Genomic DNA, 15,923 nt, shown 5'->3' with positions numbered 1-15,923 from the left:
TGCGTCGGCCGGGACCGTACCCCATCCGCCAGGGGCGCGTAAACGCTTGCGCAAGCGTTTACGCGCACGTCTTGGGGCTCCCTGCACGCCCCCACCCGCCCCCCGACCGCCCTCACCCACCCCGCGGCGCGGCTCCGCCCGCCGGATATCGTCGCCCTGCACGCCCCCTGAACAGTGGAGACACCATGCCTGGCCGCCCCGTCCCGAGCCGCCGCACCGTCCTGCGTACGGCGGCCCTCACGCCCGTCGCCGCACTGGGCGCGGCCGCCTGCTCACCGGGCGACGACGGTGCCGCGCCCGCCAGGCCCACCGCGCCCGTCGAGCTGGGGGCGGAGGGCGAGGTCGCCAAGGGCGCCACCAAGCTCTACCCGGACGGGAACGTGGTGGTCAGCCGGGCCGAGGACGGCACCCTGAAGGCGTTCAGCACGGTCTGCACGCACGCGGGGTGCCCCATCAAGAAGCTGGAGGGGACGAAGCTGGTCTGCCCCTGCCACGGCAGCGAGTTCGACGCCCGCACCGGCGAGGTGCTGCACGCCCCGGCGACCGCGCCGCTCATCGAGCTCCCAGTGCGGGTCGAGCAGGGCCGCATCGTCGCGAGCCCCGGCACCTGACGGCCGCCGCCGGCCTTCGCCGCCCGCCCCGGTCGGCTACTCCCAGTCCCACCCGATGCCCAGCATCCCGGTCCGCGCCCGCGGCTCCACCAGGTGCACCGAGTGGTGCGGGCCGCTGAGGGGCAGCTCCTGCCGGCCGCCGCGAGGCGCCGCGGGGGAGTGCTGGGTGAAGCGGTGGCAGCGCACCGGCAGGGCCGCGGCGTCGAAGCGCACCTGGAGCGCGTACTGCCCGCCCGCCGAACCGAACCCGCGCACGTACTCCCGCGACACCCCCGCCGTACCGTCCTCCACGCCGTAGCGGAAGAGGTGGGTGTCGCCGGCGCGCAGCCGCGTGTCGAACAGCACCTCGGTCACGAGCAGACCGGTGTCGTGGTGGACGCGGACGCGTCCCGTGCGGCAGTTCTCCAGCGCGTGCACGGTCATCCGCGCGGGAGAGCACCCCGGATCGCCGTAGTGGACGGCGACGAAGCGGTCCACGCCGTCGCGGTGGGCGCGGACGATGTGGTGCGACTCCCGCCCCGCCAGCTCGCGGCGTGCTCCCACGCGGATCACCTCGTGGTGTCCGAGGATGTGCACCCCGCCGTCCGGCGCGGGCTGCCCCAGGTCGGCCAGCAGCCGGTCCAGGACGTCCGAAGCCGCCAGGTGTGCGCGGTAGGAGCGGGCCGCGGGCCGCCTTTCGGGGGAGTCCTCGTCGGCCTCGGCGAGCAGGCGGATCAGCGATTCCTCGGGCAGTTGGAGTATCTCCTCCAGAGCCCGCACGGCCCGCAGCGACTCGGGGCGCTGCGGGCGCCGGGCGCCCTGCTGCCAGTAGCTGAGGCTGGTGACGCCCACCTTCACCCCGTGGCGCGACAGGTGGTGCTGCACGCGCTGCAGCGGCAGCCCGCGGGCGGCGATGGCCGCGCGCAGGGCGACGTGGAAGGGGCCACCGCGCAGGGCCGAGTCGAGTTCCGCGGTGGCGAAGTCCGCGGACGGTGTGGCGTGCGGCATGCAGGGGCCTTTCTGTGAAGTTCACGACGGCTGGTCAGACCGTTCGGCGAGGATCGGCCGGGGCCGCCATCCCCCGGTCGCGGCGCAGCGGTCTTCACATCCGCAGGCCGTGCTTCAGGGCCCCGAGTCCCCCCGCATTGAAGCGTGTTGACCTAGTCCCGACAACACCTGGCGCCCGACCGCCACCCGGTCCTGGCCGAGAACGCACGGGCCCACCGCCCCGGGGGCACGCGGTGTGACCGGCCGGTCCCGGACCGTCCGCGCCGGGCCGTTCCGGCGGCCGTCCACAGGGGCCCGCCCCGTCGTCCACAGCCCGGCCGGAGTGTCGGCCCTCGCCAGTAGGGTGTGAGTCATGGCCGACCCCTCCAGCTACCGCCCCAGGCCGGGTGAGATCCCGGACTCCCCGGGGGTGTACAGGTTCCGTGACGAGCACCGCCGGGTGATCTACGTCGGAAAGGCGAAGAGCCTGCGCCAGCGCCTGGCGAACTACTTCCAGGACCTGGCGAACCTGCACCCGCGCACCCGCACCATGGTCACCACGGCCGCGTCCGTGGAGTGGACCGTGGTGTCCACGGAGGTGGAGGCGCTCCAGCTGGAGTACTCCTGGATCAAGGAGTACGACCCCCGGTTCAACGTCAAGTACCGCGACGACAAGAGCTATCCGTATCTCGCGGTCACGATGAACGAGGAGTTCCCGCGCGTCCAGGTGATGCGCGGACACAAGAAGAAGGGCGTGCGCTACTTCGGGCCGTACGGGCACGCCTGGGCGATCCGCGACACCGTCGACCTGCTGCTGCGCGTCTTCCCGGTGCGCACCTGCTCCGCCGGGGTCTTCAAGAACGCCGCCCGTACGGGCCGCCCCTGCCTGCTCGGCTACATCGGCAAGTGCTCGGCCCCCTGTGTGGAGCGGATCTCCGCCGAGGACCACCGGGAGCTGGCCGAGGAGTTCTGCGACTTCATGGCCGGCCGCACCGGCACCTACCTCCGCCGCCTGGAGCGGAAGATGGGCGAAGCCGCCGAGGACATGGAGTACGAGCGCGCGGCGCGCCTGCGCGACGACATCGGGGCGCTCCGGAAGGCCATGGAGAAGAGCGCGGTCGTGCTCGCCGACGCCACGGACGCCGACCTGATCGCGGTCGCGGAGGACGAGCTGGAGGCCGCCGTCCAGATCTTCCACGTGCGCGGCGGACGCGTGCGGGGCCAGCGCGGCTGGGTCACGGACAAGGTGGAGGAGATCTCCACCGGCGCCCTGGTCGAGCACGCCCTCCAGCAGCTCTACGGGGAGGAGACCGGGGACGCGGTGCCCAAGGAGGTCCTGGTCCCCGCGCTGCCCGATCCGGTGGAGCCCGTCCAGGAGTGGCTGACCGACCGCCGCGGCTCCGGCGTGTCGCTGCGCATCCCGCAGCGCGGCGACAAGAAGGCGCTGATGGAGACGGTCCAGCGCAACGCCCAGCAGGCGCTCGTCCTGCACAAGACCAAGCGCGCCTCCGACCTGACGACGCGCTCGCGCGCACTGGAGGAGATCGCCGACGCGCTCGACCTGGACAGCGCCCCGCTGCGGATCGAGTGCTACGACATCTCCCACCTCCAGGGCGACGACGTGGTGGCCTCCATGGTCGTCTTCGAGGACGGACTGGCCCGGAAGAGCGAATACCGGCGGTTCCAGATCAAGGGCTTCAGGGGACAGGACGACGTCCGTTCCATGCACGAGGTCATCACCCGCCGCTTCCGCCGCTACCTCGCCGAGAAGGAGCGGACCGGCGAGTGGGCGGACGGGGAGAACTCCGGCGAGGGCACTCCGCGGGCGGACGGCCGCCCCGGCACGGACCCCGGCGCCACGCCCGGGAGCCTCGCCGCGCCCCGCGCCGAAGCCGAGTCCGGCCACCAGCCCGTGCCCGGCCACACGGCCACCTCCGGCCACGATGCCGCTTGCGGGCACGAAGCCGCTTCCGGCCAGGAAGCCGCGCCCGGCCGTCAAACCGTTCCCGGCCACGAGGCCGCCGACGACCTCGCCCTCACCGACGGACCCGCCCTCAAGGACGAGGACGGCCGGCCCAAGCGGTTCGCCTACCCGCCCCAGCTCGTCGTCGTCGACGGCGGACAGCCGCAGGTCGCGGCCGCCCAGCGGGCCCTGGACGAGCTCGGCATCGACGACATCGCCGTCTGCGGCCTCGCCAAGCGGCTGGAGGAGGTCTGGCTGCCCCGCGAGGACGACCCGGTCGTCCTGCCGCGCACCAGCGAGGGCCTGTACCTGCTCCAGCGGGTCCGCGACGAGGCGCACCGCTTCGCGATCACCTATCAGCGCACCAAGCGGGCCAAGCGCTTCCGCTCCAGCCCGCTGGACGACGTGCCGGGGCTGGGGGAGACCCGCAAGCAGGCGCTGATCAAGCACTTCGGTTCCGTGAAGAAGCTGCGGTCGGCGACGATCGACCAGATCTGCGAGGTGCCCGGCATAGGCCGCAAGACGGCCGAGACGGTCGCCGTGGCCCTCGCCCGGTCCGCCCCGGCCACCCCTGCCGTGAACACGGCCACCGGAGAGATCATGGATGACGAGGACGGGGCGCCCGAGACGACGGAGGACGCCCCGGGGGAGCCCGTGTCCGCGGGCACCCCGGACGAACGACGGGGGCAGGAGAGATGACCGAGCACGAGGCACAGCCCACACCGGGACGAGAACAGACCCATCGCACGACCGGCGAGGACGCCGGCCCGCAGACGGCCGGCCCCGAGGCCGGCCAGGACGACGGAGCACAGGTGAGTACGGGCAAGGAAGCAGCCGGGGCGCACGAGGCGGCCATCCCCGAGCTGGTGATCATCTCCGGCATGTCCGGAGCGGGCCGCTCGACGGCCGCGAAGTGTCTGGAGGACCTCGGCTGGTTCGTCGTCGACAACCTGCCGCCCGCCCTGATCCCCACCATGGTGGAGCTCGGCGCCCGCTCCCAGGGCAACGTGGCCCGGATCGCGGTCGTCGTCGACGTCCGCGGCCGGCGCTTCTTCGACAACCTGCGCGAGTCGCTGGCGGACCTCGACACCCGCGGCGTCACCCGGCGGATCGTCTTCCTGGAGTCCTCCGACGAGGCGCTGGTGCGCCGCTTCGAGTCGGTGCGCCGCCCGCACCCCCTCCAGGGCGACGGCCGCATCGTCGACGGCATCGCCGCCGAGCGGGAACTGCTGCGCGAGCTGCGCGGCGACGCCGACCTGGTGATCGACACCTCCAGCCTCAACGTCCACGAGCTGCGCGCCAAGATGGACGCCCAGTTCGCGGGCGAGGAGGAGCCCGAGCTGCGGGCCACGGTGATGTCCTTCGGCTTCAAGTACGGCCTTCCGGTCGACGCCGACCTGGTCGTGGACATGCGGTTCCTGCCCAACCCGCACTGGGTCCCGGAGCTGCGCCCCTTCACCGGCCTGAACGAGGAGGTGTCCTCGTACGTCCTCAACCAGCCGGGCGCCAAGGAGTTCCTCGACCGCTACGCCGAGCTGCTCCAGCTGATCGCCGCGGGCTACCGTCGGGAGGGCAAGCGCTACGTGACCGTGGCCGTCGGCTGTACGGGCGGCAAGCACCGGTCCGTGGCCATGTCGGAGAAGCTCGCCGCCCGGCTCGCCGCCGAGGGCGTGGAGACGGTGGTCGTCCACCGGGACATGGGACGGGAATGACTGGACGCACTCCGCGGCTGAGCAGGCTGCGCCGGGTGGTGCCCGAGGGACGCGGCGGCAGACCCGCCGAGACCCGTGCCGCCCGGCCCGAACAGGCGCGCGGCGGCAGGCCGCGCCGCCGGGGCGCCCAGCCCAAGGTCGTCGCCCTCGGCGGCGGCATGGGCCTGTCCGCCTCGCTCGCCGCACTGCGCCGGATCACCGGCGACCTCACCGCCGTCGTCACCGTGGCCGACGACGGCGGTTCCAGCGGCCGCCTGCGCGACGAGCTGGGCGTCCTCCCGCCCGGCGACCTGCGCAAGGCGCTGGCCGCGCTGTGCGGCGACGACGACTGGGGCCAGACCTGGGCCCGCGTCATCCAGCACCGCTTCCAGTCCCAGGGCGACCTGCACGAGCACGCGGTCGGCAACCTGCTGATCGTCGCTCTGTGGGAGCAGCTCGGCGACCACGTCCAGGCGCTGGACCTGGTCGGCAAGCTGCTCGGCGCGCAGGGGCGGGTGCTGCCCATGTCCGCCGTCCCGCTGGAGCTGCAGGCCCTGGTCCGCGGGCACGACCCGCGCCGCCCGGACGAGGTGGACACCGTGCGGGGACAGGCGACCGTGGCGCTCACGCCCGGCGAGGTGCAGTCCGTGCACCTGGTGCCGGGCGCCCCGCCGGCGGTGCCCGAGGCGGTCGACGCCGTCCTGGACGCCGACTGGGTGGTGCTCGGCCCGGGCTCCTGGTTCTCCTCGGTCATCCCGCACCTGCTGGTGCCGGATCTGCTGGACGCGCTGGCCGAGACGAGGGCGCGCCGGGTGCTCTCCCTCAACCTCGCCCCGCAGCCCGGAGAAACCGAGGGCTTCTCTCCGCAGCGTCATTTGGAGGTTTTGGGACGACACGCCCCTAAACTCGCCCTGGACGTGGTGCTGGCCGACGAGGCCGCCGTGCCCGACCGTGACTCGCTCACCGACGCCGCGAAACGGTTCGGCGCCGCGGTCGAACTGGCTCCGGTCGCCCGGACCGACGGGACCCCGAGGCACGACCCGGAGCTGCTGGCCGCCGCGTACGACCGTATTTTTCGGATGCATGGAAGGATCGGCCCATGGCGATGACGGCAGCGGTGAAGGACGAGATCTCCCGGCTCCCCGTCACCCGGACCTGCTGCAGAAAGGCGGAGGTATCCGCCATCCTGCGGTTCGCCGGCGGCCTTCACCTGGTGAGCGGGCGCATCGTGATCGAGGCGGAGCTGGACACCGCGCGGGCGGCCCGCAGGCTCAAGCAGGACATCCTGGAGATCTTCGGGCACGGCTCGGAGCTGATCGTGATGGCGCCGGGCGGGCTGCGGCGCGGCTCGCGTTACGTCGTTCGGGTGGTAGCCGGCGGTGATCAGCTGGCCCGGCAGACGGGCCTGGTGGACGGGCGCGGACGGCCCATCCGCGGCCTGCCGCCGCAGGTGGTCTCGGGGGCCACCTGCGACGCCGAGGCCGCCTGGCGCGGGGCCTTCCTGGCGCACGGCTCGCTCACCGAGCCCGGCCGCTCCTCGTCCCTGGAGGTGACCTGCCCGGGTCCCGAGGCGGCCCTCGCCCTGGTCGGCGCGGCCCGCCGCCTGTCGATCCCGGCCAAGGCCCGCGAGGTGCGCGGCGTGGACCGGGTCGTCGTCCGCGACGGCGACGCGATCGGCGCCCTGCTCACCCGGCTCGGCGCCCACGACTCGGTGCTGGCCTGGGAGGAGCGCAGGCTGCGCCGCGAGGTCCGCGCCACCGCCAACCGCCTCGCCAACTTCGACGACGCCAACCTGCGCCGCTCCGCGCGCGCGGCGGTCGCCGCCGGAGCCCGGGTCCAGCGAGCCCTGGAGATCCTCGCCGACGACGTGCCCGAGCACCTCGCGGCGGCGGGCCGGCTGCGCATGGAGCACAAGCAGGCCTCGCTGGAGGAGCTGGGCGCCCTCGCGGACCCGCCGCTGACCAAGGACGCCGTCGCGGGCCGTATCCGCCGCCTGCTGGCCATGGCCGACAAGCGGGCCTCGGACCTCGGCATCCCCGGCACGGACGCCAACCTGGGCGACGAGAGCGACGAAAGCGACGAACTCGCGCACGATCTCGTCGGCTGACGGGCCCGCGGCACGTTCCTCCCCGCCGCCGTACGTCAACAAGCCGGTGCCGGAGCCCACTTGGGTGACCGGCACCGGCCTCCGCGTGTCTCTTCCGCGCTCTTGACTCGATCATCGTGTGTCATGAGCCTGGCATCTGCTCGCCACTGTGGCGGCACCAGGCCTGTCGGACAGGCCCCACCTAGGGGGGTTCATGAGACGAACAGCGAGATCGATCCTCGCCGTCGGCGCGCTCCTGATCGGCGGAGCGGGCTTCGCACCCGTCGCCCAGGCACAACCCGCGGGCCCGGTGACCCCGGACGCGGACGAGGTCAAGGTCTTCCGCGCCGACGTCACCCAGGAGCAGGTGCCCCTGCTGCTGGCCGCCGGACAGGACGGCCACGAACTCACCGAGCGGGTCCCCGACCGGGGCACCGCCACCGTGGAGGTCTACCTCACCGAACAACAGGCCGGCAAGCTGGAGAAACAGGGCGTCGACCTCACCGAGCACTCCCTCTCCGCCGGGGCCGAGCGGCGCGTCGAAGCCGCCGCCGACGGCGTCTTCCGCCCGTACAGCGGCAGCGGCGGCCTCCGCGAGGAGATCCTGCGGACCGCCCGGGAGAACCCGCGCCTCACCAAGGTCGTCTCCATCGGGCGGACGGTGCAGGGCAAGGACATCCTCGCGCTCAAGCTCACCCGGAACGCGAAGGAGTCGAAGGACGGCTCCAAGCCCTCCGTCCTCTACATGTCCAACCAGCACGCGCGCGAGTGGATCACGCCGGAGATGACCCGGCGGCTGATGCACCACTACCTGGACAAGTACGACCAGGACCGGCGCATCAAGAAGCTGGTCGACACCACCGAGCTGTGGTTCCTGCTCTCGGCCAACCCCGACGGCTACGACTACACCTTCGAGGACACCGCCAACCGCCTGTGGCGCAAGAACCTGCGCGACAACAACGGCGACGGCGCCCTCGGCACCGGCGACGGCGTCGACCTCAACCGCAACTTCGCCTACAAGTGGGGCTACGACGACGAGGGCTCGTCCCCGAACCCCACCAGCCAGACCTACCGGGGCTCCGGCCCGAACTCCGAGCCCGAGACCAAGGCCCTGGACCGCTTCCAGAAGCGGATCGGCTTCACGTACGGCATCAACTACCACTCCGCCGCCGAGCTGCTCCTCTACGGCGTCGGCTGGCAGGTGGCCACCGACACCCCCGACGACGTCCTCTACAAGGCGCTGGCCGGCACGCCGGAGAACTCGGCGATCCCCGGCTACCACCCGCAGGTCTCCTCCGAGCTGTACACCACCAACGGCGAGGCGGACGGCCACGCCGCCAACGTCAACGGCACGGCCATGTTCACCCCGGAGATGTCGACCTGCCAGACGGTGTCCGAGCAGGACCCCGACGACGAGTGGAACGCCGGGGACTGCCAGTCCGGCTTCAACTTCCCCGACGACGAGGAGCTGATCCAGAAGGAGTTCGCGAAGAACATCCCCTTCGCCCTCTCCGTCGCCGAGACCGCCGCCCACCCGGACCGGCCGTCCTCCTCCGTCGGCCTGGACGCCCCCGACTTCACGCCGGACACCTTCACCACGTCCTACGCGCGCGGCGCCGCCCAGGAGGTCTCCGTCGTCGCCCGCAAGTCCGTGCGCGACAAGGAACTGAAATACCGGGTCAACGGCGGACGCACCCAGGACGTGCGGCTGAAGCCCTGGCGCGGCGGCGAGAGGTACGGCGGCGAGGACAATCTCTACTTCGACGAGTACCGGGCCCGGGTCGGCCGCGCCGCGCCCGGTGACCGGGTCGAGGTGTGGTTCACCGGCGAGGCCAAGGGCGGCAGGGGCACCGCGAGCGAGCACTTCACCTACACGGTCGCGGAGCGGCCCGCCGCCGACGTCCTGGTCGTCGCCGAGGAGGGCGCGAAGGCGGCACAGGCCCGGACCTACGTCGACGCCCTGAAGGCGAACGGCAAGCGGGCCGTCGTCTGGGACGTCGCCACGCAGGGCGCTCCTGACGCGCTCGGCGTCCTCCGCCACTTCGACACCGTCGTCCACTACACCGGCGCCGCCGTGCCCGGCAACGCCACCCAGCTCCAGCTGCGCGCCTTCCTCAACGAGGGCGGCCGGCTGATCGAGGCGGGCGAGCAGGCGGGCGGCGACGTCGACCTCGGCGGCGGCACCCTGTCCGACGATTTCAGCCAGTACTACCTGGGCGCCTACACCCGCACCTCGACCACCGGCGCCACCGGGTTCACCGGCACCGGCCGGCTCGACGGCGCCGCCGGGCCACTCGGCGCCGCGCCCGGCAACCCGCTGGACGCGGCCGGCACCTACAGCGTCACCTCGGACGAGCTGCCCGCCGCCACCTACCCGCAGTTCGCGAGCGAGGGCGCCGGCGAGTTCGCCGGGACGGTCAACCCGTACGGGCCCTACGCGGGCGCGTGGATGGCCGCCGCCGTCCACACCGACGACGCCTACAAGCGCCTCACCCGCACCGTCGACCTCACCGGTGTCACCGCCGCCGAGCGCCCCACGCTCCGCACCCAGCTGCTGTGGGACACCGAGCGCGGCTACGACCACGCCCTGGTCGAGGCGCACACCACCGGCGCCGACGACTGGACCACGCTCCCCGAGGCGGGCGGCGCCACCGGAACCGCCGTGCCCGCGGAGTGCGGGGCCGGGTTCTACGTGAACGAGCACCCCTGGCTGGAGCACTACCTGACCCTGTCCGACGACGGCTGCACCGCGACCGGCACCACCGGCCGGTGGAACAGCCTCACCGGCGCCTCCGGGGGCTGGCGGCAGGTCGAGTTCGACCTGAGCGCCTACGTCGGGAAGTCCGTCGAGCTGTCGATCGCCTACGTCACCGACCCCGGCACCGGCGGCCGCGGCGTCCTCGCCGACGAGGCCTCGCTGGTCGTCGGTTCCACGGCGACCGGCACCGAGGGCTTCGAGACCTCGCTGGGCGCCTGGGAGGTCTCCGGACCGCCTGCCGGAAGCCCCGCCGTTCTCAAGGACTGGGCCCGCACCGGGACCCTGTTCCGGACGTACGGCGCGGTCACCACGGACGACACCGTGCTGCTGGGCTTCGGCCTGGAGCACCTGACCGCGCCCGCCGCCCGGGCGGCACTGGTCCGGCAGGCGCTGCGTGCCCTGGACGAGTGAATCCCGGCCCGGCGGGGACCCGGCCGGGTGACGAAATCGGGTGATCGGTCCCCGTACCGTGCGACGGTCCGTACCCCTACTGGCGGGTACGGACCGGCGTGCCGGGTATGGGGCGTCTCGATGTCACCCCGCAAGCCTCGGAGAGGTAGGGTCGGGGGTGGTCGGGGACATCCCAAATACAGCTCGCCGGCACATCGGGCCGGCGTACCAACGAGGAGATCGGTTCGTGACGATCCGCGTAGGCATCAACGGCTTTGGCCGCATCGGTCGTAACTACTTCCGCGCGCTGCTGGAGCAGGGTGCAGACATCGAGATCGTGGCTGTCAACGACCTGGGTGACACCGCGACCACCGCCCACCTGCTGAAGTACGACACCATCCTCGGCCGCCTCAAGCAGGAGGTCACGCACACCGAGGACACCATCACCGTCGACGGCAAGACCATCAAGGTCCTCTCCGAGCGGAACCCGGCCGACATCCCCTGGGGTGAGCTGGGCGTCGACATCGTGATCGAGTCGACCGGCATCTTCACCAAGAAGGCCGACGCCGAGAAGCACATCGCCGGCGGCGCCAAGAAGGTCCTCATCTCGGCTCCGGCCAAGGACGAGGACATCACCATCGTGATGGGCGTCAACCAGGACAAGTACGACCCGGCGAACCACCACGTCATCTCCAACGCCTCCTGCACCACCAACTGTGTGGCGCCGATGGCCAAGGTGCTCGACGAGAACTTCGGCATCGTCAAGGGCCTGATGACGACGGTTCACGCGTACACGAACGACCAGCGCATCCTGGACTTCCCGCACAAGGACCTGCGCCGCGCCCGCGCCGCCGCGGAGAACATCATCCCGACCACCACGGGTGCCGCCAAGGCCACCGCGCTGGTCCTCCCGCAGCTCAAGGGCAAGCTGGACGGCATCGCGATGCGCGTCCCGGTTCCCACCGGCTCGGCCACCGACCTCGTCGTGGAGCTCCAGCGCGAGGTCACCAAGGACGAGGTCAACGCCGCGTTCAAGAAGGCCGCCGACGACGGCGACCTCAAGGGCGTCCTCTTCTACACCGAGGACGCGATCGTCTCCTCGGACATCGTCGGCGACCCGGCCTCCTGCACCTTCGACTCCTCCCTGACCATGGTCCAGGAGGGCAAGTCGGTGAAGATCCTCGGCTGGTACGACAACGAGTGGGGCTACTCGAACCGCCTCGTCGACCTGACGGTCTTCGTCGGCAACCAGCTCTGATCGACTCAGACTCGACAGGCACCTCGCATGCGGTAGCAGGGCTCGGGCAGCGCAAGGTCGCGCCGTCCGGGCCCTGCGTCGCGTCCGCGGTGACCGGCCCTCGTAGGATCACGAGCGATCCGAGAACCCAGGAGCCCTCTTGAAGACGATCGACGAACTGCTCTCCGAAGGCGTCGCGGGCAAGCGCGTATTCGTCCGCGCCGACCTCAACGTGCCGCTGGACGGCACCACCATCACCGACGACGGCCGCATCCGCGCCGTGGTGCCCACCGTCAAGGCCCTCGCGGACGCGGGCGCGCGCGTGATCGTCGCCTCGCACCTGGGCCGCCCCAAGGGCGCCCCGGACCCCGTCTACTCGCTGGCCCCGGCCGCCACCCGTCTCGGTGAACTGCTCGGCGCCGACGTCGCCTTCGCCGAGGACACCGTCGGCCCGTCCGCCGAGGCCGCCGTGTCCGGCCTCGCCGACGGCGGCGTCGCCGTGCTGGAGAACCTGCGCTTCAACGCCGGCGAGACCAGCAAGGACGACGCCGAGCGCGCCGCCTTCGCGGACCGGCTGGCCGGCCTCGCGGACCTCTACGTCGGCGACGGCTTCGGCGCCGTCCACCGCAAGCACGCCTCGGTCTTCGACCTCCCCAAGCGGCTGCCGCACTACGCCGGCTACCTGATCGCCACCGAGGTCGGCGTCCTGAAGAAGCTCACCGACGACGTCGAGCGCCCGTACGTGGTCGCCCTCGGCGGCGCCAAGGTCTCGGACAAGCTCGCGGTCATCGACGAGCTGCTCGGCAAGGCCGACCGGATCCTCATCGGCGGCGGCATGGCGTACACCTTCCTCAAGGCCAAGGGCCACGAGGTCGGCGCCTCCCTCCTCCAGGAGGACCAGATCCCGGCCGTCCAGGAGTACATCGAGCGCGCGCAGAAGAGCGGGGTCGAGCTGGTCCTGCCCGTCGACGTCGTGGTCGCGCCCGGGTTCCCCGACCTCAAGGCCAAGGCCCCGACCCACCCCGACACCGTCGCCGCGGACGCCGTCCCGGCGGACCGGATGGGCCTGGACATCGGCCCCGAGTCCCGCAAGCTGTACGCGTCCAAGCTCGCCGACGCCGCCACCGTCTTCTGGAACGGTCCCATGGGCGTCTTCGAGCACCCCGACTACGCCGAGGGCACCAAGGCGGTCGCCCAGGCACTCCTCGACGCACCGGGCTTCACCGTGGTCGGCGGCGGCGACTCCGCCGCGGCCGTGCGGACGCTCGGTTTCGACGAGAATGCATTCGGCCACATCTCGACCGGCGGCGGCGCCTCCCTCGAATACCTCGAGGGCAAGACGCTCCCCGGCCTCGCCGCACTGGAGGACTGACCCGCAATGGCATCCAATCCGTCCGGACGCACGCCGCTGATGGCGGGCAACTGGAAGATGAACCTCAACCACCTCGAGGCCATCGCCCACGTCCAGAAGCTCGCCTTCGCCCTCGCGGACAAGGACTACGACGCCGTCGAGGTCGCCGTCCTCGTGCCCTTCACCGACCTGCGCTCCGTGCAGACCCTCGTCGAGCACGACAAGCTCAAGGTCAAGTACGGCGCCCAGGACGTCTCCGCCCACGACGGCGGCGCCTACACCGGCGAGATCTCCGGCCCCATGCTGGCCAAGCTGCGCTGCACCTACGTGGCCATCGGCCACTCCGAGCGCCGGCAGTACCACGCGGAGACCGACGAGCTGGTCAACGCCAAGGTCAAGGCGGCCTACAAGCACGGCCTCACCCCGATCATGTGCGTCGGCGAGGAGCTGGAGGTCCGCGAGGCGGGCAACCACGTCGCCCACACCCTGGCCCAGGTCGAGGGCGGTCTGAAGGACCTCCCCGCCGAGCAGGCCGAGTCGATCGTGATCGCCTACGAGCCCGTGTGGGCCATCGGCACCGGCAAGGTCTGCGGCGCCGACGACGCCCAGGAGGTCTGCGCGGCGATCCGCGGCAAGCTCGCCGAGCTGTACTCCCAGGAGCTGGCCGACAAGGTCCGCATCCAGTACGGCGGCTCGGTCAAGTCCGGCAACGTCGCCGAGATCATGGCCCAGGCCGACATCGACGGCGCCCTGGTCGGCGGTGCCTCGCTGGACTCGGACGAGTTCGTCAAGATCGTCCGCTTCCGCGACCAGTAGGTCGACCAGTGAGTATGCGGTAGCGGCGATACGTCGTACCCTTGCGGGGGCATGGTGGCCTGCTGTCACCCTGCCCCCGCCGTTCATCCGAAGCCGAGGAAGTTGGTCCAGCCGTGGTTATGGGGTTCTCGATCGCCCTGATCGTCTTCAGCCTGCTGCTGATGCTGCTGGTGCTGATGCACAAGGGGAAGGGCGGCGGCCTCTCCGACATGTTCGGTGGCGGCATGCAGTCCTCCGTCGGCGGCTCCTCGGTCGCCGAGCGCAACCTCGACCGGATCACCGTGGTGGTCGGTCTGTGCTGGTTCGCGTGCATCATGGTGCTCGCCCTGCTCATGAAGGCGAACAACTGACACCTCCACGCACTTGTGCACGTAAAGCCCCATGTCCGGTACGCGCTTCACCGCGCCGCCTATCATGGGGCTTGCGTCTGTGCGCGGGGGCTTGTAACTCCAATCACTGGACGCGCGTTGGGCCTTACGTAGACTGAGGCGCTCGCAGCGAAGCGAACGCCGACTCGCTTTGCGGCACCATCACGCAGGGAGTTACGACCGTGGCAAGTGGCAACGCGATCCGGGGAAGCCGGGTCGGGGCGGGGCCGATGGGCGAGGCCGAGCGCGGCGAGTCCGCGCCGCGTCTGCGCATCTCCTTCTGGTGCTCCAACGGACACGAGACACAGCCGAGCTTCGCGAGCGACGCCCAGGTCCCCGAGACCTGGGACTGCCCGCGCTGCGGCTTCCCCGCCGGACAGGACCGGGACAACCCGCCGGACCCGCCGCGCACCGAGCCCTACAAGACGCACCTGGCGTACGTGCGCGAACGCCGTAGCGACGCGGACGGCGAGGCGATCCTCGCCGAGGCGCTCGCCAAGCTGCGGGGCGAGATCTAGAGCCGCCGTTCGGCCCTCGGTCACCTCTTCGTCGGTGCCCCCGCCCTCTGATCAATTAGGTTGGACCAGCCGGGACAGCTGGGACACCTGAGGAAGAGGGCAGAAGCCGACATGAACGCAGAAGGCCGTACCAGGCTCGACCGGACGCCCGCATGGACCGAGCTGGCGAAGCACCGGGAGCAACTCGGTGAGGTGCGGCTGTGCGAGCTGTTCGCCGCCGATCCGCGGCGCGGAACCGACTGGTCGCTGCGGGTGGGAGACCTGCACGTCGACTACTCGAAGCACCTCGCCACCGGCGAGACGCTCCGACTGCTGCGTCAACTGGCCGCCGCGACCGGCGTGTTCGGGCTGCGGGACGCCATGTTCCGCGGCGAGCGGATCAACATCACCGAGGACCGGGCGGTCCTGCACACCGCGCTGCGCGCCCCGCGGGACGCGGTGGTCGAGGTCGACGGCGAGAACGTCGTGCCCAAGGTCCACGCGGTCCTGGACAAGATGGCCGCCTTCGCGGAGAAGGTCCGCTCCGGCGAGTGGACCGGCCACAGCGGCCGGCGCATCCGCAACGTCGTCAACATCGGCATCGGCGGCTCCGACCTGGGTCCGGCGATGGCGTACGAGGCGCTGCGGGCCTTCACCGACCGCTCGCTGACCCTGCGGTTCGTGTCCAACGTGGACGGCGCCGACCTGCACGAGGCGGTGCGGGACCTGGACCCGGCCGAGACGCTGTTCATCGTGGCGTCCAAGACGTTCACCACGATCGAGACGATCACGAACGCGACCTCGGCGCGCTCCTGGCTGCTCGACGCCTTCGACGGCGACGAGAAGGCGGTGGCGAAGCACTTCGTGGCGCTGTCGACGAACGCGGAGAAGGTGTCCGGGTTCGGCATCGACACGGCCAACATGTTCGCGTTCTGGGACTGGGTCGGCGGCCGCTACTCCTACGACTCGGCGATCGGCCTGTCCCTGATGATCGCCATCGGCCCGGACCGCTTCCGGGAGATGCTCGACGGCTTCCGCATCGTCGACGAGCACTTCCGCACGGCGCCCGCCGAGTCCAACGTGCCTTTGCTGATGGGCCTGTTGGGTGTCTGGTACGGCAACTTCCACGGCGCGCAGTCGCACGCGGTGCTGCCGTACTCGCACTACCTGTCGAAGTTCACCGCCTACC

General features: G+C 71.6%; 13 protein-coding genes. 12 read left to right on the top strand and 1 reads right to left on the bottom strand.

Annotated features, from left to right (window positions below; all coding sequences use genetic code 11):
- Window positions 1–185 precede the first annotated feature (185 nt).
- On the top strand, window positions 186–611 hold the full coding sequence (locus IE108_RS26255; protein ID WP_064727313.1) for a Rieske (2Fe-2S) protein: 426 nt from the start codon (window positions 186–188) through the stop codon (window positions 609–611).
- A gap of 36 nt (window positions 612–647) precedes the next feature.
- Here the strand turns inward: IE108_RS26255 and IE108_RS26250 are convergent, their stop codons facing one another.
- Window positions 648–1,598, bottom strand: coding sequence for a hypothetical protein (locus tag IE108_RS26250; protein ID WP_064727312.1), 951 nt, complete (start codon window positions 1,596–1,598; stop codon window positions 648–650).
- Between the two features lie 352 nt (window positions 1,599–1,950).
- On the opposite strand from IE108_RS26250, the gene uvrC reads away from it, so the two are divergent.
- The 11 genes from uvrC to pgi form a co-directional block, all read left to right on the top strand.
- The gene (gene uvrC, locus IE108_RS26245) at window positions 1,951–4,239 is read left to right on the top strand and encodes an excinuclease ABC subunit UvrC (protein WP_064727311.1); all 2,289 of its coding nucleotides are present in this window, start codon (window positions 1,951–1,953) and stop codon (window positions 4,237–4,239) included.
- Window positions 4,236–5,252 carry an RNase adapter RapZ gene (gene rapZ, locus IE108_RS26240; RefSeq protein WP_064727310.1) on the top strand — a complete coding sequence of 339 codons (1,017 nt, stop codon included), beginning with the start codon at window positions 4,236–4,238 and terminating at the stop codon, window positions 5,250–5,252. Before uvrC ends, rapZ begins: the two co-directional genes overlap by 4 nt.
- Complete coding sequence (locus IE108_RS26235; protein ID WP_064727309.1) at window positions 5,249–6,340, top strand: gluconeogenesis factor YvcK family protein; 1,092 nt, start codon at window positions 5,249–5,251, stop codon at window positions 6,338–6,340. The genes rapZ and IE108_RS26235 overlap by 4 nt, the downstream gene beginning before the upstream one ends.
- Window positions 6,331–7,338 carry a DNA-binding protein WhiA gene (whiA, locus tag IE108_RS26230; protein ID WP_064727308.1) on the top strand — a complete coding sequence of 336 codons (1,008 nt, stop codon included), beginning with the start codon at window positions 6,331–6,333 and terminating at the stop codon, window positions 7,336–7,338. Before IE108_RS26235 ends, whiA begins: the two co-directional genes overlap by 10 nt.
- 193 nt (window positions 7,339–7,531) lie before the next feature.
- Window positions 7,532–10,486 (top strand): M14 family metallopeptidase, encoded by a 2,955-nt coding sequence (locus tag IE108_RS26225; protein ID WP_064727307.1) that lies wholly within the window; start codon window positions 7,532–7,534, stop codon window positions 10,484–10,486.
- Between the two features lie 226 nt (window positions 10,487–10,712).
- Window positions 10,713–11,723, top strand: a complete 1,011-nt coding sequence (gene gap / locus IE108_RS26220) for a type I glyceraldehyde-3-phosphate dehydrogenase (protein ID WP_064727306.1) — start codon at window positions 10,713–10,715, stop codon at window positions 11,721–11,723.
- A gap of 139 nt (window positions 11,724–11,862) precedes the next feature.
- On the top strand, window positions 11,863–13,074 hold the full coding sequence (locus IE108_RS26215) for a phosphoglycerate kinase (protein WP_064727305.1): 1,212 nt from the start codon (window positions 11,863–11,865) through the stop codon (window positions 13,072–13,074).
- A 39-nt stretch (window positions 13,075–13,113) separates the two neighbouring features.
- The gene (gene tpiA, locus IE108_RS26210; RefSeq protein ID WP_064731698.1) at window positions 13,114–13,869 is read left to right on the top strand and encodes a triose-phosphate isomerase; all 756 of its coding nucleotides are present in this window, start codon (window positions 13,114–13,116) and stop codon (window positions 13,867–13,869) included.
- Window positions 13,870–13,988: 119 nt separating this feature from the next.
- Window positions 13,989–14,219, top strand: a complete 231-nt coding sequence (gene secG / locus IE108_RS26205; RefSeq protein WP_064727304.1) for a preprotein translocase subunit SecG — start codon at window positions 13,989–13,991, stop codon at window positions 14,217–14,219.
- A 200-nt stretch (window positions 14,220–14,419) separates the two neighbouring features.
- A complete protein-coding gene (locus IE108_RS26200; RefSeq protein WP_003976875.1) occupies window positions 14,420–14,755 on the top strand; it encodes an RNA polymerase-binding protein RbpA in 336 nt (111 codons plus the stop codon).
- Between the two features lie 111 nt (window positions 14,756–14,866).
- Window positions 14,867–15,923 (top strand): glucose-6-phosphate isomerase (pgi, locus tag IE108_RS26195; protein WP_189397772.1); only part of this gene is annotated, 1,057 nt, incomplete at its 3' end.

It is taken from the genome of Streptomyces parvulus (assembly GCF_014648855.1).
GTDB lineage: Bacteria > Actinomycetota > Actinomycetes > Streptomycetales > Streptomycetaceae > Streptomyces > Streptomyces parvulus.
The sequence above is the reverse complement of the archived record's forward strand: the minus strand, read 5'-3'. Positions and strand labels throughout refer to the sequence as shown.